This is a genomic window from Spirillospora sp. NPDC049024, assembly GCF_040649235.1.
GTDB lineage: Bacteria > Actinomycetota > Actinomycetes > Streptosporangiales > Streptosporangiaceae > Spirillospora.
On record NZ_JBEZFD010000003.1, the window covers coordinates 305167 to 326724 of the forward strand.

The window sequence follows — 21558 nt, forward strand, 5'->3', positions numbered from 1 at the left end:
TCCAGGCTGTCACCCGGGCCGGCATGGCGTCCACGACGGGCACCCCACAGATCACGCCACCCGTTCGCACACCTCGTCGCTCGCCCGGCTCTCGCCGCGCTGGACGGGGATGCCGCCGGACGTCCGGACGCGCGTGAAGCCCGTCCCGATGACGAGGTCCACGACACCGGGGGCCGTCTTGGCGCGCGGCGCGACCCGTGCACCCGGAAGGAGGCGGGCGAGCGCCCTCGCCTGCGGCTCCGCGCCCGTCCCGTAGCGGACGTAGCTGGCCTGGGGGCGGGACCCGAGGTCGCCGACCCCGGTGACCTGCCAACCGGCGTCCTTGAGCTGCACCGCCACCTGCCCGGCACGGCCGTCGACCCCGGACGCGTTGAACACCCGCACCTTCCCGGGCGGCACGGCCGGGGCCTTGGCAGGCGCCGGCGCCACCACGTCCCTGCGGAGGGCGTCGAAGAACTCGTTCGCGGCGGGCTGGGTGAGCACCACCCGGTTCCGGTTCAGCGCGTACGGCCCGGACGGCACGGTGACGAACCGCAGCTTCCCGGCGTCCAGGTCGCGCATGCCCTGCGCGATCTTCAGCATCTCCCCGGCGCTCAGCCCCTTGTCGGTCGTCAGCGACTCGGCCGTGGCCCTGAGCAGCGCGTTCAGGCGCCCCGGATCGGTGAGGACGCCCGCGCTCATCGCCTCCTTGGCGAGCGCGCCGAAGAAGTGCTGCTGCCGCGTGATGCGCTCGGTGTCGCTCCCGTCCCCGAAGCCCTTGCGGCTGCGGACGTAGGCCAGGGCCTGCTCGCCCTTCAGGCGGTGCCGGCCCTTGGCGAGGGTCAGCCCGGAGTCCTTGTCGTGGACGTCGCCCGTCACGCACACGGGCACGCCGCCGACCGCCGTCGCGATGCGCTTGAAGCCCGTGAAGTCCACCTGCACGAAGTGGTCGATGTGGACCTTCGTGAGCTGCTCGACGGTGTTGACCGTGCAGGTGGGCCCGGCACGGCCGATCGCCTCGTTCAGCATGGCGGCACTGCCGGCCGGCGCCTTCGTCCCGTCCCTGCGCGTGCACGCCGGGATCGGCACCAGCAGGTCGCGGGGGAAGCTGACGGCGACGGCCTGCCCGCCGCCCGGCGACAGGTGCAGCAGCACCATCGTGTCGGACGCGGGCGGCTTGCCCCGCAGGCCCCGCCCGTACCGGGCGTTGGCGCCCTCGCGGGTGTCCGACCCGAGCACGAAGATGTTGACGGCCTCGTTGAGCTTCTTCGGCCGGTTCCCGCCGATCAGCCGGTCGACGTCCTCGTGCTGGACGGCGTTCTGCAGCCGCCAGTAGTACCCGTACGCGGACAGCCCGCCCGCCACCATCACCGCGGCCACCGCGACGGCGACCCAAGCCAGCAGCTTCATGAAGCCTCCCGGCATGTATCGCCGCTTCTCCGGCGCCGGGTTCACGCGTCTTCGCGCGTTCCGTTCCCGCGCCCGGTCCACGCACTGGCGGAATTTATTGGTTGACACGCGTCCGGAGGTATGGCTAACTATTCACCATGAAGCTTTGATTCTTCTCCGGTCGAGCCGCCCCCGGCATTGCCGCGGGCCCGCTCCCGTCTCCTCACCTGGCGCACCCTCCTCGCACGGGCACCTCTGTGTCCTGCGACGATGCCGCGCGCCTTTCTCCACCTTTCTCGCGGCCTTTCACGGCCGAATTCAGACGTGCCCGGAGGTGATCTCTTCATGCGTGCGATGAACCATGAAACGAGCGGCGACCCCTTCATCAAATCCCGGAAGAAGGGCAAGCGGAAGAACTCCGACTTCAGGTCGGCGAATTTCGCGAACAACCGCCGCAACGCCCGGCAGATGCCGACCCGGCAGCTCAACCGGGGCCGCTGACCGGCGCCTCCCGGCCCCGGTCCCGCCCATCGCCGGCGACCGGGGCCGGGAACTCCGCCCACACCACCGTCCGGGCGCCGTCCGCCCGGAACCCCCATCGCGACGCGAGCGCGTCCACGATCCGCATCCCGCGCCCCGTCTCCGCGCCCGTCTCGTCCTTCAGGTGGGGGCGCCCGCCCGCCGCGCCCTCGTCCGCGACCTCGACCCGGTACCTCCCGTCCCCGGCCAGGACGGCGACCGTCACCAGCCCGCCCTCCAGCCCGGACGCCGTGTGCGTGATCGCGTTCGCGACCGTCTCGCTCACCACCAGGACCAGGTCCTCCAGGGCGGGATGCCCGGCCGCCACACACCGGACGAAGCTCCGCGCGCACCCCACCGACCGCCGCACCCCCGGAAGCGTGATCTCGCCGATCACCACACGGTCCCGCGTCCCGACCACAGCACCGCCTCCCCGTCCCGACCGCCCTCACGTCCGGAAGGCGGCCCGTCACCCAGGATGTACGGATCGCGGCCCCTGTCCTGTTCACGGCGCCTCGCCCCGGCGCCGCACGCGGACCTCCGCCCCTCACGTTGCGTCACTTAGAGTGACGTTGTGCACGGTTCCGGGATTCCACTGTGACGACGGTGAAGCGGGAGCACGCCCACGTGCTGAGCAGGCGCCTGCTCTTCTCCATGCGGGGGCGCGCGACCCTCATCACCGTCGCGGTGTCGGCGCTGATCCTGCTGCTGGCACTGGTCCTGATGCTGCTGCTGGCGCGCGACTGGGCCGAGAACACGGTCGCGCGGGAGACGGAGCGGACCGCCGAGCGGATCGCGTTCGGCGTCTCCAGGGGGACGAACCCCGGGATCATCGACGTCCGCCCGGACGAGGCGCAGATGGTGCAGGTCGTGAACACGCGGGGAGAGGTCGTGGCGGCCAGCGAGGCGATCCGCGGGCGCCCGGCGCTCGCGACCGCCGACCTGGCGCGCGGCGAACTGCTGATCGACCAGCGGGTCTGCCCCGGCTACCTGGACAAGTGCGTGTGGGCGTTCGGCCTCCGCCTCCGCACGTCGCCCTGGGGCCCGGACGTCATGGTCATCGCCGCGGCGCCGCTGCCCGGCCTGCTGAACGTGTGGCTGCTGCCCCTCACCCTCTTCGGCCTGCTGGTCGCGCTGCTCACCCTGATCGCGTGGTGGACGTGGCACACGATCGGGCAGGCGTTCGTCCCGGTCGACCTGATCCGTGCCGAGATGGCCGGCATCAACGAGCGGGGCCTCGACCACCGGGTCCCCGTCCCGGAGGCCGGCGGGGGGATCCAGAGCCTCGCCGAGACCGTCAACGCCACCCTCGACCGGCTGGAGGCGGCGGCGAACCGCGAGCGCCGCTTCGTCTCCGACGCCTCCCACGACCTGCGCAACCCGATCACGGGCCTGCAGACGCGGCTGGAGGTCGCCCTCGGCGAGCCGGACGACGCCGACTGGAAACCGATCGTGCGCGGCGCGCTCCGCGACACGCAGCGCCTGAACGACATCGTCGCCGACCTCCTGGAGCTGTCGCGGCTCGACGCCCGCGCGCCGCAGCCGGTGGAGCCGGTCGACGTCGCCGCCCTGGTCCGCCGCGAGGTCGGCATGCGGGGCGGCGACGTCCCGATCACGACGCGCCTGGAGCCCGGCGCGGTCGTCCGCGCGAACCCGGTGCGGCTGAGCCGGGTGCTCGGCAACCTGCTGGGCAACGCCGAGCGGCACGCCGAGTCACGGATCGAGGTGACCGTGTCGCGGGACGGCGGCGACGCGGTCGTGGAGGTCCTCGACGACGGCTCCGGCATCCCCGAGGACGCCCGCGAACGCGTCTTCGAGCGCTTCGCCCGCCTTCCCGAGTCGCGGACCCGGGACCCCCACGGCACCGGACTCGGCCTGCCCATCGCCCGCGAGATCGCCGAGATCTACGGCGGCTCCCTCCGCATCGCCGACTCCGGCGCCGGTGCCCGGTTCGTGCTCCGCCTCCCGCTGGTCACCGGCGGCGGATCGCCGTGATCACGCTGGACAGCCCGTCCTCGCCGTGACCGGCCTCCACGGCCCGCCAGAACAGGTCCCGCAGGGCGGTCGGGCCCGCGACGTCGATCCCGGCCTCCCGGGCGGCCTCCACGACGTGGTCGGCGCCGACGGCCTGCATGCGGAGGCTGTTGTCCGCGCCCGGGGAGGCGCCCGCGTCGATCTCCTCCGCGAGGTGCTTCAGGAAGCCCATCGGCCCTTCGCCGCCGAGGTCGAGCAGCATTGACGCCGCGAACGGGCGGAACCGCTCGGCGGAGACGCCCGCCGTGCCCAGCAGCGCGACGGCGTGCATGTAGGCGGTCAGGGTCGACCAGAAGAGGTACAGCTGCGACTGGTAGTAGAGCATCGCCAGGCCGGGGTCCTCGCCGACGAAGGTGACGTCCCCCAGCTCGCCCAAGGTCTCGCGGTGGCGCTCCAACACCTGCTCAGGGCCGCTGTAGAAGACGTACGAACCCGGCCGGCCGATGCCCGGCGGAGGCACCATGATCCCACCGGTGATCAGGACGCCGCCGCGCCCGGAGACCCCTTCGCTCGCGCGGCGCAGTTCGCCGGGGCTGCCGGAGCTGAGGTTGACCAGGACGCGCCCTTTCAGGTCCGCGCCGTCGAGCGAGTCGTGCATCGCCGCGTAGTCGGTCTGGCTCACGACGACCAGTTCCGAGGCCGCGAGGGCGTCGGCGGCGGTGGGGGCGAGCGTCGCCCCGGCCTCCACCAAGGGGGCCGCCTTGGACGCCGTCCGGTTCCAGACCGTGGTCGGGTGGCCGTTCTCCAGGAACGTCCTCGCCATCGTCGCGCCCATGGGCCCGAGGCCGATGACGGTCACTGGGGTGCTCACATGTCCTCCTGAGATGTGTTTCCTCCACACTCGCCTCGGCCGCTACGGACCTTCCTCGGGTCCGTCCGTAGCGGTGGCTACGCTGGCGCCGTGCGTTTCGGGGTGCTGGGACCGCTCGCGGTGTGGACGGACGCCGGGGCGCCCGTCCGCGTACCGGAGGCGAAGGTCCGCACGCTGCTCGCCGTCCTGCTCACCGAGCCCGGCCGTCCCGTCCCCGTCGACCGGCTGATCGACGCGCTGTGGGGCGACCGGCCGCCCCGCAACCCGCTCGGCACGCTCCAGGCCCGGGTCTCGCAGCTCCGCAAGGCGCTGGAGGAGGGCGAGCCGGGCGGCCGCGGCCTCGTCGCCGCCCGCCCGCCCGGCTACGTGCTCGACACCGCTCCGGAGGCGGTCGACGCCGGGCGGTTCATGGCGGCGCTCGGCCGCGAGGCCGCCGACCCCCTCGCCCGCAAGCGGCTCCTCGGCGACGCGCTCGCGCTGTGGCGCGGGCCGGCCTTCGCCGACTTCGCCGACGCCGAGTTCGCCCGCACCGCGGTCATCGAGCTGGAGGAGGCGCGGCTCGCGGCGCTGGAGCGGCACGCGCAGGCCCGGCTCGACCTCGGCGAGCACGCGGCGGTGGCGGCCGAGCTGGCCGCGCCCGCGGCCGACCATCCGCTGCGCGAGCGGCTCCACGCCCTCCACCTGCGCGCCCTCCATCTGGCCGGCCGGCAGGGCGAGGCCCTCGCGGGCTACCACGCGCTGCGCGAGCGGCTCGCCGAGGAGCTCGGCGCCGACCCGAGCCCTGAGCTGGCGGCGCTCCACATGTCGATGCTCGCGGGCGACTCCGTCCCGCCGCCGCGGCCTGCGCCCCGGCTGCCCGCCGCGCTCGACGAGCTGATCGGCCGCGCGGACGCGGTCGAGCGGGGCCGGGCCCTGCTGGCCGAGCACCGGCTGGTGACCTTGACCGGGCCCGGAGGCGTCGGCAAGACCCGGCTCGCCGTGGAGATCGCCGCCCGGTCGATCGCCGAGCATCCCGACGGGGTGTGGATGGTCGATCTGGCCGCCGTCGACGACAGCGCCGGCGGCGTGGCCGGGCAGGTCGCCCGCGCGCTGGGCCTGCGCGAGGAGTCCGCCGGGCGGCCGATCGCCGACGCGCTGCGGGGCCGGCGGGCACTGCTCGTCCTGGACGACTGCGAGCGCGTGCTCGAACCCGTCGCCGAGCTCGCCGGGCGCCTCCTCGCCGACGCGCCCGGCCTGCGCGTCCTCGCGACCTCGCGCGAACCGCTCGGGATCGCCGGGGAGCGGCTCCAGGTCGTCCCGCCGCTCGACCTCCCCGGCCGCGACGCCTCTCCGGACGCGCTGCGGGAGGCGGGCGCGGTCCGGCTGTTCGTCGCGCGGGCCGCCGCGGCCTCCCCCGGCTTCGCGCTGGACGGCGGCACCGCACCGTGGGTCGCGGCGATCTGCCGCCGCCTGGACGGGCTGCCGCTCGCGCTCGAACTGGCCGCGACCCGCGTCCGCGCGCTCGGGGTGCGGGAGCTGGCGGCGCGGCTGGACGACCGCTTCCGCGTGCTGGCCGACGGGCGGCGCGGCGGCCCGGCCCGGCAGCGGACGCTCCGCGCGGTGATCGACTGGAGCTGGGACCTGCTCACCGCGCCCGAGCGGGTCGCGCTGCGGCGCCTCGCCGTCCACGCGGGGGGCTGCACCCCGGCCGCGGCGGAGGCGGTCTGCGGGACCGGCGTCGAGGTGCTCGCCCGGCTGGTCGACCGCTCGCTCGTCGTCCGGACGGAGCAGGGCCGGTACCGGCTGCTGGAGTCGGTCGCCGCCTACGCCCTGGAACGCCTGCGCGAGGCGGGCGAGGAGGACGAGTTCCGCCGCCGCCACGCCGTCCACTACACCGGCCTGGCCGAGCGGGCGGCGCAGGGGCTGCGCGGGCCCGAGCAGGGCCGCCGACTAGCGGTGCTCGACGAGGAGGCGGCGAACCTCGGCGCGGCGCTGGCCGGCGGCACGGGGTTCCGGCTGGTGAACGCGCTGGCCTGGTACTGGTACCTGCGGGGACGCTTCGAGGAGGCCCGCCGCGCGTTCGCCGCGGCCCTGTCCGCACATCCGCAGGCGTCACCGGCCAGAACCGAGGCCGCGACGTGGCTGACCGCCTTCACCATGCTGGTCGGCGAAGGCGTCGATTCGGAGGAGCTCCGGCAAGCCGCCTTGGCCGAGCACGACGATCCGCTGGCCAGGGCCAAGGCCGAGTGGCTCCTGAGCCACGTGCACTGGGCGTACGGCGACCTGGCCATGAACGAGCGGCGCGTCGACCGCGCCCTTGCGGTGTTCCAGGAGCAGGGCGACCGCTGGTTCACGGCCGCCGCGCTCGCGACGCGGGCCAAGCTCGCGGTCGGGCACGGCGACCTGGCCTCCATGGAGAGGGACGCGGTGCGCAGCGCCGCGCTGTTCGCCGAGCTCGGCGACCCGTGGGGGCGGCTGGAGGCGTCCGACGCCCTCGTCCGGCACGCCGAGATCACCGGCGCGTACACCGAGGCCGCGGGGCTCCTGCGCGACGGTCTCCGGCTGGCCGAGGAGATGGGGATGTGGCCGGAGGCCTCGTTCCGGCTGGCCGGCCTCGGCCGTGTCGCGCTCCTCACCGGCGCCCTCGGCGAGGCCCGCGACCTGCACGAGCGGGCCCTCGACCTGGCGCGCCGGCACACGGCGCGGTCGGCCGAGGAGTTCGCCGAGGTCGGGCTGGGGCTCGTGGCCCGCGCCCGCGGCGACCTCGCCGCCGCCGAGACCCACCTGCGCGCCCGGCTCGGCTGGCTGCGCGGCATCGGCGGGACGGCCGGCATCGCGTTCGTGCAGGCCCAGCTCGGCTTCATCGCCGAGGAGCGCGGCGACGCCGTGGCCGCGCTGGCCCTGCACACCGAGGGGCTCGCCGCCGCGCGGGCCGTCGGCGACCCGCGCGGGATCGCCCTCGCGCTGGAAGGGCTGGCCGGGGCGCGGTCCCTGGCGGGCGAGCACGAGGCGGCGGCCGGGCTGCTCGCCGAGGCGGGCTCGCTCCGCGCGGCGGCCGGGGCGGCCCTGCCGCCCGCCGAACGCCGCGACGTCGAGCGGATCGCCGGGAGGATCCGGGGCGCCTCCGGTGTTGTCGCCAGGGACGGTGGTCCGGCGCCACCGGGATGATCGGCACCGGCGGGGAGAGGGAGACATGAGCGAGGACCTCGGATACGGGTGGGAGGGCGAGCTGCTCGACCTGCCCGCCTACCTGAAGCGGATCGGCCACGACGGCGACCTGGCCCCGACCGGCGCGACGCTGCGGGCCCTGCACCGCGCGCACGTCACGTCCATACCGTTCGAGAACCTGGAGATCATGCTCGGGCGGCCGATCGACCTGTCGCTGGAGGCCGTCCAGGCGAAGCTGGTCCAGCGGCGGCGCGGCGGCTACTGCTACGAGCACAACCGGCTGTTCGCGGCGTTGCTGGAGAAGCTCGGGTACGAGGTCACGGCCCTGGCGGGGCGGGTGACGCTGGGGGCGCAGAAGATGCTGCCGGCCACGCACGCGCTCCTGCACGTCCGCCCGCCGGACGCGCCGCGGGACGAGCCGGCCTGGCTGTGCGACGTGGGGTTCGGCGCCGGCCCGCTGGAGCCGCTGCGGCTCGTGGACGGCGAGGAGGCCGACCAGGACGGCTGGGGCTTCCGCCTCCGGCGAGGCCGCACCGTCACCGCCTGGACGCCGAACACGGCGGGCTGGGAGATGCACCAGCGCGGCCCGGACGGGTGGGTCCAGCGGCACACGTTCGTGCTGAGCGAGGCGTTCCGCATCGACTTCGAGGTGGGCAGCTACTTCGTCTCGACCAGCCCGCGTTCGCCGTTCACGACCCGCCCGTACGTGCAGAAGTTCACCGCCGACGACCTCCGCGTCCTGGACGGGACGACGGTGACCGTCACCCGCCCGGACGGGAGCGCCGAGGTTCGCACGCTCGCCCCCGAGGACGTGCCCGACGTTCTGGCCCGGGATTTCGGGATCGTCCTGGAAGGCGAGGACCCTGACCGCCTCGTCGAGTTCATCCGCACGAAGAACTAGCCCAGGTCGAGGCGGGCGAGTTCCGTCCGCGCGGTGATGCCGAGCTTGGGATAGGCGTTGTAGAGGTGGTAGCCGACGGTCCGGGGGCTGAGGAACAGCTGCGCGCCGATCTCCCGGTTGCTGAGGCCCGTCGCCGCCAGCCGGGCGACCTGGAGTTCCTGCGGGGTGAGGCGGGCGGCGAGGTCGTCCCCGCCGCCGCGCCCGTCGGCGAGGCTCTCCCCGGCGGCGCGCAGCTCGGTACGGGTGCGCTCCGCCCACGGCGCGGCGCCGAGCCGCTCGAACGCCTCCAGCGCCGAGTGCAGCCGCGCCCGCGCGTCGTTCCTGCGCCGCGACCTGCGGAGCCACTCCCCGTACAGCAGCTCGGTGCGCGCCTGCTCGAACGGCGTCCCGCCCTCGCGGTGCAGATCGAGGGCCCGCGAGTACGCCGAGCCTGGATCGTCCGTGTCGAGGAGGGCCGCGCAGCGCGCCGCTATGGCCTGCACCCACGGCTGCTGCGTCTGCGCCGCCCACTCGGCGTACCAGTCGGCGGCGTCCCGCGCGCGCTCCGGGACACCGGCTCTGACGGCCGCCTCGACCAGGTCGGGCAGAGAGGCGATTGCTCCCTGGCGGTTGGGCCCGGCGACGGCGTCCGCGAGACGTTCCAAGGCGGCCTCGTACCGGCCCAGTCCGAGGTCGAGCAGGCTGCGCGCGGCGGCGGCATGCACGTTGCTCGGCGGGAGACCGCGTGACAGCGCCTCCTCCGTCAGCTCCATGCAGCGCTCCTCGTCGCCCTGGATCGCGGCGAGCAGCCCCCGGCCGGTGTCGAGGTAGACGCGGATGCGGTGCTGGCCGGTGTCGGCGGCGATCCGCGCGCCCTCCGTCGCACCGGTCAGCGCGTCGCGGTACCTGCCGAGGATCAGGTCCGTCCGGGTCCGGAGCATCAGGACGGGCGCGAGCAGCCCGACGGCGCCCCGGTCGCGGACGCGCCGCTCCAGCTCCGCCGCGACCTCGGCCGCGCCTCGCACGTCGCCGACCATGAGATGCCACATGCCCGCGCGGATCCGGTCGCGCGGGGCGTAGCAGACGCTCATCTCGTCCATCAGCTCGCGCAGCGCCGCCACACCGTCCGCCGGATCCGCGTCCGCGAGCGGGTTCTGCCCGGCGAACACCCGGCTCAGCGCCCGCAGGTGCGGCGCGTTCGGGACGCCGCGGCGCACGCCCTCGGCGGTGATGCGGTCCATCGCGGCGAAGTCCCCGGCGTTGGCGGCGGCGGCCGCGGCCTGGAAGAACAGGTAGCCGGACGTGCGGGGTTCGAGATCGGCGACCGACGCCGCCGTCTCGGCGAACAGCCGGTGCGCGTCGTGCGCCCGGTCCTGCTCGTCGGCGAGGGACGCCCTGATCAGCGTCAGCTCCGCCCGGGACAGCGGGTCCGGCAGGTCGGCCTCCGCCCGGACCGCCAGCTCGACCGCGCGCTCGGGCAGCCCGGCGTCGGCCGACGCCCGCGCCGCCGCCGCCAGCCGCCGGCCGCGCTCGGCCCGGTCCGGCGTGAGGTCGGCGGCCGCCTCGTACATGGCGGCGACGGCCGCGTTGCCGCCCGCGTTCCGCTCGGTCTCGGCGGTCTTCTCCAGGACGGCCGCGACGCGCTCGTCCGGTTCCGTCACCGAGCGGGCCAGGTGCCAGGCGTGATGGCAGACGTCGCCGCGGTCCAGGTACGCCTGTGCCAGCGCCTGGTGGGCGGCCAGCCGCCGGCCGAGCGTCGCGTCGCGTGCGGCGGCGGTGCGGATCAGCGGATGCCGCACCTCCAGCCGCCCATCGCGGGTGCTGCGCAGCAGGCCCGCGCGCTCGGCGGGCTCCAGGTCGCCGACGGACGCGCCGAACCGCTCCGCCGCCTTCACCACCACGCCCGCGTCGCCGAGGTCGTCCACCGCCACCAGCAGCACGAGCCGCCGCGCCGGCTCCGGCAGCGCTGCGATCCGCTCGGCGAACGACCGCAGGATCCGCTCGTAGGCCGACCCGTGCCCGCCGCTCCCCGGGAGTTCGAGCAGCGCCAGCGGGTTGCCCGTCGCCCCGGCGAGGATCTCCCGCCGGACGTGGCCGGGCAGGTGGGGGGCGCGCTCGGCCAGCAGGGCGGCGGCCGCGTCGCCGTCGAGGCCGTGCAGGCGCAGCTCCGGCAGCCCCTCCGCGACGAACTCCGGCGGGGCGGACTCCGGGGAGGCGAGTCCGGGCGCGTCCGCGTCGCGGGCCGCGAAGACGATCGCGATGGGCTCGGCGTCGAGGCGGCGGGCGGCGAACAGCAGCGCCTCGGCGGACGAGCCGTCGATCCAGTGCGCGTCGTCGACCAGGCAGAGCAGCGGCCGCTCCTCCGCCAGGTCGGACAGCAGGGTCAGCACCGCGAGCCCCACGAGGAACCGGTCGCTCTCGGCCTCCGGACCGCCCATGTTGAGGGCCGCTCGCAGGGCCTCGGCCTGCCCCTCCGGGAGGCCCGCGATCCTGTCGAGATGGCGGCCGAGCAGCAGGTGCAGGCCCGCGTACGGCATGCCGCTCTCGCTCTCGAAGCCCGTCCCGCGCAGGACGCGCATGCCGGCCGCGGCGCCGGCGGCGTGGTCGAGCAGGGCCGACTTGCCGATCCCGGCCTCGCCGCGCAGCACGAGGACCCCGCTGCGCCCGGCGCGGGCCCGGCCGAGGAGCTCGTCGATCGCGGCCAGTTCCCCGTCCCGCCCGTACAGCATGCGCTCACCCTACTCAGCCCGCCGAGCGGGGAAAAAGCCGCGCGCCCCTGCCCGGCCCGTCGCGGCGCCCGGATGGTTGAAGCCCTCACCTCGGGTATCGCCACGAGTCGGACCACCACGGGAGTCGAGCACTCACAGGAGGTTGTGTCATGGCCGACCAGGCCACCAAGGAGAACGTCGTCGACCTGCTGCTCGCGCAGCACCAGGAGATCCGCCACCTCGCCTCGACCGTGGAGAAGAACCACGGCAAGGTGCGCAAGGACGCCTTCGACCGGCTGCGCAGGCTCCTCGCCGTGCACGAGACCGCCGAGGAGGAGGTCGTCCACCCGTTCGCCCGGCGCGCCGCCGCCGACGGCTCCCAGGTGGTGGACGCGCGGCTGAAGGAGGAGAACAAGGCCAAGGGCGTACTGTCCGACCTGGAGAAGATGGACCCCGAGTCCGCCGACTTCGAGGAGACCTTCGCCAAGTTCCGCAAGGACATCGAGGCGCACGCCTCGCACGAGGAGAAGGAAGAGTTCCCACGCATCGCCCGCGAGGCCACGCCCGAGCAGATGCGGGGCATGGCCAAGGCCGTCAAGGCCGCCGAGGCCGTCGCCCCGACCCATCCCCACCAGGGGACGGAGTCGCCCACCAAGAACCTCGCGCTCGGCCCGATGGCGGCCGTCGCCGACCGTGTCCGCGACGCGATCGGCAAGGCGCGCAGCTGAACGTCAAGGGGCGGCCCGGCGGGCCGCCCCTCTCCGGAGGAGGGTGCGATGACCGACCGCAGGAACGACCAGGACAAGCCGCTCGCCGACCGGCGCGCCGAGGCCGGGGCACCTCAGGAGGACGACGCCGACGTGGGGGCCGAGCACACGCCCGGCCCCACCGACCCGCCGAACGCCGAGGCCGACACCCCCGGCGGCGAGGACGAGGGCTACAGCCCGCAGACCGAGGTCCCCTAGCGCCCGGTTCGCCCGGCCGGACGCCGGGGGACGCCGGTCATTGCGGACCAGGCCGCGAGCAGCAGACGGGAGGCCGCCCCGGACTCTCTCCGGGGCGGCCTCCGGTCTGCTGCTAGGCGGGGTGCGGGGGCTGCTGGTCCGGCGGGGTGCCGCCGCCCTTGCCGCCTCCCCTGTTCCCCTTGTCGGTGCCGTGCGCGTGGCCCTTGGACCTCGTCGACTTCGGGTCGGTGGCCTCGGGCGCCGGCTCGTCCGTCACCGCGGTCTTCCCGGACCGCCGGATCTCGGGCTGCTGCGGGTTCGGCATGCTCTCGCCTCCTATGCGCTGGACGGTTCGGGACGCAGGGGGTCGTGGCCCACGCTCATCAGCGCGTGCCGCCACTCCTCGTCCCGTTCCGCGTTCGGCGGTCGGTTCTCCAGTCGGTCCTCCACGAAGTCGACGACCTCCTGCATCACCTCCCCGTCGCTTTCGGTCAGGTCGACCTTCCGCTTGCGCAGCACGTCCACGACCCGGGCGCCCAGTTCCGACACCCCGGGCCCCCGGCCGTCCGCCGGGAACGCCTCCTCGCCGGACGCGTCCGTGAGCAGCCAGGTGCGCAGCTCGTCGGAGGTCATGTTCACGACCCGGTGGAAGTCCTCCCAGGCCAGCTCCACCTCGGGCGATACGCGGTTGTTCATCGGCAAAACTCCCTGTACGCGTTCATGGCCGCCCTACCCGACAACTGCTGCCCCATTCGCCCCAGCTTGTGGTTACTTGGCGTTGAACCGCCCGTGTTACAGCCCGACCCGCACGGGAACACGTCGGCCATGGACCATTCGGAAGCCCCCGTTCTGGACGCCCTTGCCGCCTACCACCGCGAGGAGCAGCTTCCCTTCACCCCGCCCGGCCACAAGCAGGGCCGCGGCGCGGATCCGCGCGCCCGCGAAGTGCTGGGCGACGCGGTCTACCGCTCCGACGTGCTCGCCATCTCCGGCCTGGACGACCGGACCTCGAGCAACGAGGTACTCGAACGCGCCCAGGAGCTGATGGCGGACGCCGTCCACGCCGAGCAGGCGTTCTTCTCGACGTGCGGCAGCTCCCTGTCGGTCAAGAGCGCGATGCTGTCGGTCGCCGGCCCGGGCGAGAAGCTCCTGGTCGGACGGGACGCCCACAAGTCGGTCGTCTCCGGGCTGATCCTCTCCGGCGTCCGCCCCATCTGGGTCGAGCCGCAGTGGGACCCGGACCGGCATCTCGCCCATCCGCCCTCGCCCGCCGCGTTCGCCGCGCGGTTCCGGGAGCACCCCGACGCGCGCGGCGCCCTCGTCACCAGCCCGACGCCCTACGGGACGTGCGCCGACCTCGCCGCCATCGCCGCCGTCTGCCACGAGCACGGCAAGCCCCTCATCGTGGACGAGGCGTGGGGCGCGCACCTGCCGTTCCACGAGGACCTGCCCACCTGGGCCATGGACGCCGGCGCCGACGTGTGCGTGACGAGCGTCCACAAGATGGGCGCCGGGCTGGAGCAGGGGTCGGTCTTCCACCAGCAGGGCGACCTCGTCGACCCGGCCGTCCTCAAGGCGCGGGAGGACCTGCTCGGCACGACCAGCCCGTCCGTGCTGATCTACGCGGGCCTGGACGCGTGGCGGCGGCAGATGGTGGAGCACGGGCACGCCATGCTGCAGGACGCGCTGGACCTCGCCTCCGACGTCCGCGCGCAGATCGCGGCCATCGACGGCTTCGACGTCCAGGGCCGCGACGAGTTCACCGGCCCCGGCCGCTCCCACGACCTCGACCCGCTGCCCCTCGTCATCGACATCGCCGGCCTCGGCGTCACCGGCTACCGGGCCGCCGACTGGCTGCGCGAGCACCACCGCGTCAACATGCACCTGGCCGACCACCGGCGGATCAGCGCGCAGATCACCTTCGCCGACGACAAGGAGACGACCGGCACGCTGCTCGCCGCCCTGCGCGACCTCCGCGCCCACATCGACGACCTGCGCGGGTCGCCGACCGTCCAGGTGCCATCGCCCGAGGAGCTGCGGCTCGAACTCGTCGTGCTGCCCCGGGACGCGTTCTTCGGCCCGGCCGAGCAGGTCTACGCGTCCGACGCCGTCGGCCGCGTCTGCGCGGAGATGCTGACCCCGTACCCGCCCGGCATCCCGGCCGTCCTGCCGGGCGAGCGGATCACCGCACCGGTCATGGAGTACCTGCGCTCCGGCGTCGCCGCCGGGATGGTCGTCCCGGACGCCGCCGACAGCACCCTCGACAGCGTGCGGGTGTTCATCGAGGAGTGACCTTCGAGGGCCGCCGGGCCTGACGGCGGGCGAAACCGCGTCCACGAACGGAAGCAACCTTTCGCGGGTTCGTTGGTTCTAGGGGCATGAGGTTGCATCGTGGACTGGCCGCAGCCGACGGCGGCGCGGCCCGCGACGGCGCGGAGGCGCCCGAGGGCGCCGGCGGCGACGGGACGGCGTCCCAGGAATCTGATGACGGCTCGCAGGCGCCCGAGGGGCCCGGCGGGGACTTGGAGGCGGCTGGACGAGCCAGGGGCCCCGACGCCGGGGTGGACACCTCCGTCACGGCCGACGCGGTGACCGGCATGGTCGCCGACGGAGGGAGTGGCGTCGGGAACGACGTGGCCGGCGATGGGCTGACGAGACTGTTCCGCACCCACCACCTCTCGCTCGTCCGGCTCGCGGTGCTGCTGGTGGGTGACCAGGGCAGCGCCGAGGACGTCGTCCAGGACGTCTACGCCCGGATGCAGCGGCGCCACGACAGGCGCGGCAGAGGGGGCGGGCTGCCCGCCGCGCCGCCGGAGCTGCTCGCCTACGCCCGCGCCGCCGTGCTGAACGCCTGCCGGACGCTGCTGCGTCGCCGGGCCCTGACGCACCGGCTGTTCCAGAGCCCGCAGCACGTGTGGTCCGCGGAGAGCGACGCGCTGATCGCCGACGACCGCCGGCGCGTGTTCCAGGCCCTGACCCGGCTGCCCGCCCGGCAGCGGGAGGCGATCGTCCTGCGCTACTACCTCGACCTTTCCGAGGTGGAGATAGCCGCGGCCATGGGCGTGCGCCCCGGCACCGTCAAGTCGACCATCTCCCGGGGCCTGGACGCGCTCCGCGACCGGTACGAGGAGGAACGATGACCGAACTCTCCGATGAGCTGCTGCGGGCGACCCTGTCCGGCGCCGCCGCCACCGTCCGCCCCGAGGACCTGCGGCCGCTGACCGCCGCACCGCCGCGACGCCGCCTGCGCCTGGTGCCGCTCGCCGGACTGGCCGCGGTGACCGCCGTGACCGCCGCGGTCGTCCTCGTCCTCGCGCCGTGGTCGCGGCACGGCGGAGGCGGCGCGTCGCCCCGCTTCTCCCTCGCCGCGAACGCGGGCGTCGACTACGTCCTCGACGGGGCGTGGCCTCCGGGAGGAGCCTCGGTGACGGTGCACGAGACCGATACCGCTCGGAAGATCGCCACCGTGCCCGCACCCAAGGGGTCTTCAGGCTTCCGCGACTCCGCCGACTCCGGGGACCACAGGACGTTCGTCCTCACCACCGCCGACCCGCAGGCCTGCCGCATCGGCTTCTACCGGCTCACTCTGGGGGCCGACGGCCGACCGAAGGAGCCGCTGACCGAGCTGCGCAGCGCCTCCCTGCGGGGGCAGATGGGCGAGGGCCGGGACCAGCTGGCCGTCTCCCCGGGAGCGCGCCGCATCGCCTACGCGGGCAGGGAGTGCGGAGACGCTTCCGCCAGAGGCACCATCACGGTGATCGACCCGGGCACCGGGGACCGCCGTGTCACCCGCCTTCCGGACCGCGCACTGGCCGGCTCTCTGCGCTGGGCGCCGAACGGCCGCGAACTGGTCTTCGAGACCTTCGGCGACTACCTGGACCCAAGCCTGCACACCCTCGATACGGCGACGGGCCGTGTCAGCCCGATCTCCCTGGGGACCGGTGACGCGACCGAGCTCGGCGCCGAGTTCGACAAGAACGGCGCCCACATCGTGGCGCTGGTGCGCAGCGGCAGGGACAACCGAGTGGTCTGGTACGCGATGGCCACCAAGACGATCACGCGCCAGGTGTCCCTCCCGCCGAGCGCCCCTGACGCGCCGACCATGTTCTCGGCGTCCGGCGACCGGACCGTGGCCATGATCGGCGATCACGTCTACGTCGTCACCGGAACCAAGGTCACCACCGAACGCGTCGGCGAGGCCGGATTGAACATGCCCTGACGCCCCGGGTGCTCGTCGAGGAGTGATCGTCGAAGGCCGCCGAGGACCTGCTGCGGGGCGGAGCCGCCGCAGGTCGCGGGGCGGCGCTGTGGAAGACTCCTACCGGCAGGACGGTGAGGGTGAGGAGCGTCATGGAGCTGGTCCACTCCGGCAAGGTAAGGGACGTCTACGCGGACGGCGACGAGCTGATCCTCGTCGCGTCCGACCGGGTGAGCGTCTACGACGTCGTCCTGCCGACGCCGATCCCCGACAAGGGGAAGATCCTCACGCAGCTGTCGCTGTGGTGGTTCGAGCGGCTCGCCGACATCGTCCCGAACCACGTCGTGTCGGCCACCGACGTGCCGGAGGAGTGGGCCGGGCGCGCCATCCGCTGCCGCCGCCTCACGATGCTCCCCGTCGAGTGGATCGCGCGCGGGCACCTCGCCGGGCTCGGTCTCAAGGAGTACCAGAAGTCGGGGACGGTCTCGGGCGTCCCGCTGCCGGAGGGCCTGGTGGAGGCGTCCCGGCTGCCCGAGCCGATCTTCACCCCGACCACCAAGGCCACCGAGGGCCACGACGAGTTCATCACCTACGACGACGTGGTCCGCGAGATCGGCGACGACACCGCCGCGCGGCTCAGGGACACCACCCTGGAGATCTACCGGCGGGGCGCCGCCCTCGCCGCCGAGCGGGGCATCATCATCGCCGACACCAAGCTGGAGTTCGGCCGCGCCGCCGACGGCACCCTCGTCCTCGGCGACGAGGTGCTCACGCCCGACTCGTCCCGCTTCTGGCCCGCCGACCAGTGGGTGCCCGGCCGCCCGCAGCACTCCCTCGACAAGCAGTTCGTGCGCGACTGGAGCAGCACGCTCGACTGGGACCGCACCCCGCCCGGGCCCGCCATCCCCGACGAGGTCGTGGAGGCCACCCGCGCCCGCTATGCCGAGGTCTACGAGCGCCTGACCGGCACCGCCTGGAGCTCCTGACCGGACGGACATGAGGAGGGGCCCGGCGGAGGTTCCACCGGGCCCCTGATTCAGGGCGTCAGCGGCCCTGGAGGCCGCGGACGTTGTCGCCGAACGTCCAGCCCTTCGACCCGTCCCAGTTGAGGGACCAGGTCATCAGGCCCTTCAACTGGCCGTTGAAGTGGTTCCACGCCTGGCCGACCAGGCTCGGCGACATGTGGCCGCCGCCCGCGCCGGGCTGCGCGGGAAGGCCCGGGGCCTGCTTGTCGTAGGGGACCTTGATGGTGGTGCCCTGGACGGTCAGGCCGTTGTTCAGGCACTCGGTCTGCTTGACGAAGCCCTCGACCGTCCCGGCGGAGTAGGAGTCGCCCGAGCAGCCGTACATGCTGCCGTTGTAGTACTGCATGTTCAGCCACCACAGCCGGCCGTTGTCCGCGTACTTCTTGACGATCGGCAGGTAGGCGCCCCAGATGGAGCCGTAGGTGACGCTGCCGCCGGTCACGTACGCGGTCTCGGGGGCCATCGTGAGCCCGAAGTTCGACGGCATCTGGCCGAGGACGCCGTCGATGATGCGGATCAGGTTCGCCTGCGACGGCGACAGCCGGGTGATGTTCCCGCTGCCCGACAGGCCCGTTTCGATGTCGATGTCGATGCCGTCGAAGTTGTACTTCTTCAGGATCGGCACGATCGTCTGGACGAACCGGTCGGCGACGCTGCTGGAGCTGAGGTCGATGCCGGCGGCGGCCCCGCCGATCGACATCAGGATGGTGGCGCCTGCCGCCTTCGCCGCGCACATCTGGGCGGGGGTCGCGACCTTGACGGTGGAGTCCATGCCGTCCTCCCACAGGACGGTGCCGTCCGAGCGGATGACGGGGAACGCCGCGTTGATCACGTTGTAGCCGTGCTGCCTGATCAGCGGGTTGTCGATCGGCGTCCAGCCGAACGGCGGGTGGACGCCGTTGGACGCGCCGTCCCAGTTCTCCCAGTAGCCCTGGAGGATCTTGCCGGCGGGCTTCGACTTCACCGCGCAGGTCTCGTCCCCGCCCGGCGGCGGGGTGGTCGGCGGATCCGTGGTGGGCGGGGTGGTCGGAGGCGTGGTGGGCGGGGTGGTCGGCGGCTGCGAGGCGTCGCAGGCGCCGATGTCGCGCCACAGCGTGGGGGTGGACGCGGGGTTCCAGCCGGCGCCCGGGTAGGCGGTGTGGGCGACGAGCGCCTCGTAGCCGCGTCCGCTGTAGGCGACCTTGTCGCCGACCTTGTAGGAGGCGTCCTCCGCCCAGGCCGGATACGTGCAGGCGGTCGCGGCGGCGGGCTGGGCCGACGAGGGCGCGGACACCGCGACCAGCGTGCCGAACGACAGGACGGCCGCCGCGGCCGCCGAGGCCAGCGCGGCTCCCGCCGCGGACCATCTCGGCTTGGACCGTCTGTGCTTGACGTGCGGGTGCTTGGGCTTCACGGGGACGACTCCTCAGCTGAGCGGGACACAGAGGAGCCGGTGCAGGAGCCGAACAAGCCCCGTGGGGACGGGACTCTCCCAGAGCAAGGCGCATACGACCGGCGTGGACGCCAAGAAGAGGGTAACCTCGCCGCCCGACCCCGGGAAGCCCCAGAAGTCCGCCGACGCGCCCGCCCCCGCCCACCGCGGTCAGTGCAGCGGGAGGATGCCGCGCCGCATCGCCGCGGTGACCGCCGCCGTGCGGTCCGAGACGCCCAGCTTCTCGAACACCCGCAGCAGGTGCGTCTTCACCGTCGCCTCGCCGATGAACAGCTCACGGCCGATCTCCGCGTTCGTCCGGCCCGCGCCGACCAGCCGCAGCACCTCGATCTCGCGCCGGGTCAGAGCGCCCGGCGAACGCTTCCGGGACGCCAGCCGCGCCGCGACCGCCGGGGCGAGCACCGTCTCCCCGCGCGCCGCCGCGCGGATCCCCTCGGCCAGTTCCCCCTGTCCGGCGTCCTTCAGCAGGTACCCGGTGGCGCCTGCCTCCACCGCCCGCAGGATGTCCGCTTCGTTCTCGTACGTGGTGAGCACCACCACCCGGCAGGCGGGGTCCCGCGCCAGCAGGTCCCGCGTCGCCTGCACCCCGTCGCCGTCCGGCATCCGCAGGTCCATCAGCACCACGTCCGGCTCGCACGCCCGGGCCGCGACGACCGCGTCCGCCACCGACCCGGCCTCGCCCACCACCTCGATGCCGTCCTCCAGGCCGAGGATGCCGCGCAGGCCCTCCCGCACCACCGGATGGTCGTCCACGAGCAGCACCCGGATCATGCCGGCGCCTCCACAGTGAGCACGGTGCCGGAACCCGGCGTACTGCTGATGGCCAGGCGGCCGCCGGCCTGCGCGACCCGCTCGCGCATGCCGGCCAGGCCGAAGCCCGCCGGAGCGGTCGGGTCGAAGCCGGCGCCGTCGTCCGAGACGTCCAACCGGACCCCGTCCGGCAGGTACCGCAGGCACAGCGCCGCCCGTGTCGCGCCCGCATGCCGCCGCACGTTCGCCAGCGCCTCCTGGGCGCACCGCAGCAGGACCACCTCCGTGCCGGCGGGCAGCCGGCGCGGCTCGCCGACCAGCTCCCACGAGGCCGCCGCACCGGTCTCCTCGCCGATTCGCTCGACCAGCCGGCGCAGCGCGTCCGGCAGCGAGGAACCGGCCAGCCCCGCCGGCGGCTCCGCGCAGACCAGTGCGCGCGCCTCCGCCAGGTTCTCCCGGGCGGCGCGCGCCGCCCGCTCCCGGTGCGCCCGGGCCTGCTCCGGCGGCGCCGACTCGGCCGCGTCCAGCAGCATCAGGATGCTGGTGAAGCCCTGCGCCAGCGTGTCGTGGATCTCCATGGCCAGCCGCTGCCGCTCGGCGAGCATCCCCGCCTGCCGCTCCGACTCGGCCAGCTCCGCGCGGGTGGCGGCGAGCTGCGCGATGAGGTCGGCGCGCTCCCGGCTCTGCTGGATGATCTGCTGGATCCACCGGCCGAACGTCGCCCCGAACGCCACGCCCAGCACGACCGCGCCGGCCGTCACGACGCCGCCGGAGTCCGGCGCGCTGACCGCCTCGGCCATCGGCACCGCGTTGAACGCCGCCAGCGCGAGCATGCCCCAGCCGGCCGGCAGCAGCATGAACGACTGCGGGACCAGCGCGAACAGCACCACCGAACTGGTCAGCGTGGCCAGTTGCGCGGTCACCAGCAGGGCCAGGACCCCGAGCTGGTAGCAGGCGGTCCGGGCCGGCACCGGGCTGTCCCGGCGGGCCCCGCGCCCGACCAGGAAGTACCACGGGACGAGCGCGCACAGCGCGGGGATCGACACGACGCGGCCGACGCCGGCGCCCGTGGCCCACACGGCGGCGACCGTTCCGGCCAGCACGACCCCGTAGTACGCGTCGCGCATGAGCACACCCCGTGTCCAGGCATGCTCGTCCGGCACGTGGGACAGGCTCTCCGACACGCGACAAGCATGCCGTACGGATCACCCCGCCCGGACTTCCCGTAACGCGGCGCCCGGCGGGCTGGGCCCCGCGGGCCTCAGAAGGGCTGTCGTTCGTAGCGTCGCATCTCGTCCGATGGCACGATCTCGACGCCCAGCGGGGCGAGCGAGATCGGGATCAGCTTGAAGTTGGCGATCCCGAACGGGATGCCGATGATCGTGAGGCAGAGCAGGAAGCCGGTGACGAGATGCCCGAGGGCCAGCCACCAGCCCGCGAAGACGACCCAGATGACGTTCCCCACGAACGACCCCACTCCCGCGTCCCGCCTGGGCACGGTCGTCCGGCCGAACGGCCAGAGCACGTAGGCCGCGATGCGGAACGCGGCGATGCCGAACGGGATGGTGATGATGAGGATGAAGCAGATGATCCCGGCGAGCACGTAGCCCATCGCCATCCAGAAGCCCGCCAGGACCAGCCAGAGGATGTTCAGCACCGTGCGCACGAGAACCCCCCGAAAGTAGCCCAGAGCAGTTATTTCTCGCCGCCCCCACCCTCAAACAGGGAGGCCCGCGCGAAGG

Annotated in this window: 20 protein-coding genes; 10 read left to right on the forward strand and 10 right to left on the reverse strand. The window is 74.1% G+C overall.

Going from position 1 to position 21558, the window contains the following annotated elements; all coding sequences use genetic code 11:
- Positions 1–51 precede the first annotated feature (51 nt).
- Positions 52–1389, reverse strand: a complete 1338-nt coding sequence (locus AB0C21_RS07005) for an LCP family protein (RefSeq protein WP_500203116.1) — start codon at positions 1387–1389, stop codon at positions 52–54.
- A 324-nt stretch (positions 1390–1713) separates the two neighbouring features.
- Here AB0C21_RS07005 and AB0C21_RS07010 point away from each other — a divergent pair, with 324 nt between their 5' ends.
- A complete protein-coding gene (locus tag AB0C21_RS07010) occupies positions 1714–1869 on the forward strand; it encodes a hypothetical protein (protein ID WP_500203117.1) in 156 nt (51 codons plus the stop codon).
- Here AB0C21_RS07010 and AB0C21_RS07015 read toward each other — a convergent pair.
- Positions 1853–2308 carry an ATP-binding protein gene (locus tag AB0C21_RS07015; protein WP_500203118.1) on the reverse strand — a complete coding sequence of 152 codons (456 nt, stop codon included), beginning with the start codon at positions 2306–2308 and terminating at the stop codon, positions 1853–1855. The two genes, AB0C21_RS07010 and AB0C21_RS07015, sit on opposite strands and share 17 nt — an antisense overlap.
- 176 nt (positions 2309–2484) lie before the next feature.
- On the opposite strand from AB0C21_RS07015, the gene AB0C21_RS07020 reads away from it, so the two are divergent.
- Positions 2485–3882 (forward strand): sensor histidine kinase, encoded by a 1398-nt coding sequence (locus tag AB0C21_RS07020; protein ID WP_500203119.1) that lies wholly within the window; start codon positions 2485–2487, stop codon positions 3880–3882.
- Here AB0C21_RS07020 and AB0C21_RS07025 read toward each other — a convergent pair.
- The gene (locus tag AB0C21_RS07025; RefSeq protein WP_500203120.1) at positions 3860–4732 is read right to left on the reverse strand and encodes an NAD(P)-dependent oxidoreductase; all 873 of its coding nucleotides are present in this window, start codon (positions 4730–4732) and stop codon (positions 3860–3862) included. The two genes, AB0C21_RS07020 and AB0C21_RS07025, sit on opposite strands and share 23 nt — an antisense overlap.
- Before the next feature lie 90 nt (positions 4733–4822).
- Between AB0C21_RS07025 and AB0C21_RS07030 the strand changes: the two genes are divergently transcribed.
- Both AB0C21_RS07030 and AB0C21_RS07035 read left to right on the forward strand, forming a co-directional pair.
- Positions 4823–7879, forward strand: a complete 3057-nt coding sequence (locus AB0C21_RS07030; protein ID WP_500203121.1) for an AfsR/SARP family transcriptional regulator — start codon at positions 4823–4825, stop codon at positions 7877–7879.
- Positions 7880–7904: 25 nt separating this feature from the next.
- Positions 7905–8780 carry an arylamine N-acetyltransferase family protein gene (locus AB0C21_RS07035; RefSeq protein WP_500203122.1) on the forward strand — a complete coding sequence of 292 codons (876 nt, stop codon included), beginning with the start codon at positions 7905–7907 and terminating at the stop codon, positions 8778–8780.
- On the opposite strand, the gene AB0C21_RS07040 is transcribed toward AB0C21_RS07035, so the two are convergent.
- Positions 8777–11488 carry a helix-turn-helix transcriptional regulator gene (locus tag AB0C21_RS07040; RefSeq protein ID WP_500203123.1) on the reverse strand — a complete coding sequence of 904 codons (2712 nt, stop codon included), beginning with the start codon at positions 11486–11488 and terminating at the stop codon, positions 8777–8779. The genes AB0C21_RS07035 and AB0C21_RS07040 overlap by 4 nt on opposite strands.
- Positions 11489–11637: 149 nt before the next feature.
- Here AB0C21_RS07040 and AB0C21_RS07045 point away from each other — a divergent pair, with 149 nt between their 5' ends.
- Positions 11638–12195: a hemerythrin domain-containing protein gene (locus AB0C21_RS07045; protein ID WP_500203124.1), complete on the forward strand. Its 558-nt coding sequence runs from the start codon at positions 11638–11640 to the stop codon at positions 12193–12195.
- 48 nt (positions 12196–12243) lie between these two features.
- Entirely contained in the window at positions 12244–12432 is a 189-nt protein-coding gene (locus tag AB0C21_RS07050) for a hypothetical protein (RefSeq protein WP_500203125.1), read from the forward strand.
- A gap of 112 nt (positions 12433–12544) precedes the next feature.
- Here the strand turns inward: AB0C21_RS07050 and AB0C21_RS07055 are convergent, their stop codons facing one another.
- Positions 12545–12736, reverse strand: a complete 192-nt coding sequence (locus AB0C21_RS07055; protein ID WP_500203126.1) for a hypothetical protein — start codon at positions 12734–12736, stop codon at positions 12545–12547.
- An 11-nt stretch (positions 12737–12747) separates the two neighbouring features.
- Positions 12748–13107 carry a DUF3140 domain-containing protein gene (locus AB0C21_RS07060; protein WP_149259996.1) on the reverse strand — a complete coding sequence of 120 codons (360 nt, stop codon included), beginning with the start codon at positions 13105–13107 and terminating at the stop codon, positions 12748–12750.
- A 129-nt stretch (positions 13108–13236) separates the two neighbouring features.
- On the opposite strand from AB0C21_RS07060, the gene AB0C21_RS07065 reads away from it, so the two are divergent.
- From AB0C21_RS07065 to AB0C21_RS07080, 4 genes are all read left to right on the forward strand, one after another.
- Positions 13237–14703, forward strand: coding sequence for an aminotransferase class I/II-fold pyridoxal phosphate-dependent enzyme (locus AB0C21_RS07065; RefSeq protein ID WP_500203127.1), 1467 nt, complete (start codon positions 13237–13239; stop codon positions 14701–14703).
- Between the two features lie 86 nt (positions 14704–14789).
- Positions 14790–15551 carry an RNA polymerase sigma factor gene (locus tag AB0C21_RS07070; RefSeq protein ID WP_500203128.1) on the forward strand — a complete coding sequence of 254 codons (762 nt, stop codon included), beginning with the start codon at positions 14790–14792 and terminating at the stop codon, positions 15549–15551.
- A complete protein-coding gene (locus AB0C21_RS07075) occupies positions 15548–16630 on the forward strand; it encodes a hypothetical protein (protein WP_500203129.1) in 1083 nt (360 codons plus the stop codon). The genes AB0C21_RS07070 and AB0C21_RS07075 overlap by 4 nt, the downstream gene beginning before the upstream one ends.
- 131 nt (positions 16631–16761) lie before the next feature.
- Positions 16762–17595 carry a phosphoribosylaminoimidazolesuccinocarboxamide synthase gene (locus tag AB0C21_RS07080; RefSeq protein ID WP_500203130.1) on the forward strand — a complete coding sequence of 278 codons (834 nt, stop codon included), beginning with the start codon at positions 16762–16764 and terminating at the stop codon, positions 17593–17595.
- A gap of 58 nt (positions 17596–17653) precedes the next feature.
- On the opposite strand, the gene AB0C21_RS07085 is transcribed toward AB0C21_RS07080, so the two are convergent.
- The 4 genes from AB0C21_RS07085 to AB0C21_RS07100 all read right to left on the reverse strand — a co-directional run bounded on the left by AB0C21_RS07085 (position 17654) and on the right by AB0C21_RS07100 (position 21482).
- Positions 17654–19027 (reverse strand): carbohydrate-binding protein, encoded by a 1374-nt coding sequence (locus AB0C21_RS07085; RefSeq protein WP_500203131.1) that lies wholly within the window; start codon positions 19025–19027, stop codon positions 17654–17656.
- Positions 19028–19216: 189 nt separating this feature from the next.
- The gene (locus tag AB0C21_RS07090) at positions 19217–19837 is read right to left on the reverse strand and encodes a response regulator (protein WP_500203132.1); all 621 of its coding nucleotides are present in this window, start codon (positions 19835–19837) and stop codon (positions 19217–19219) included.
- Positions 19834–21000 (reverse strand): sensor histidine kinase, encoded by a 1167-nt coding sequence (locus tag AB0C21_RS07095; RefSeq protein WP_500203133.1) that lies wholly within the window; start codon positions 20998–21000, stop codon positions 19834–19836. Before AB0C21_RS07095 ends, AB0C21_RS07090 begins: the two co-directional genes overlap by 4 nt.
- 77 nt (positions 21001–21077) lie before the next feature.
- A complete protein-coding gene (locus AB0C21_RS07100; RefSeq protein ID WP_500203134.1) occupies positions 21078–21482 on the reverse strand; it encodes a YccF domain-containing protein in 405 nt (134 codons plus the stop codon).
- Between the last annotated feature and the right edge of the window lie 76 nt (positions 21483–21558).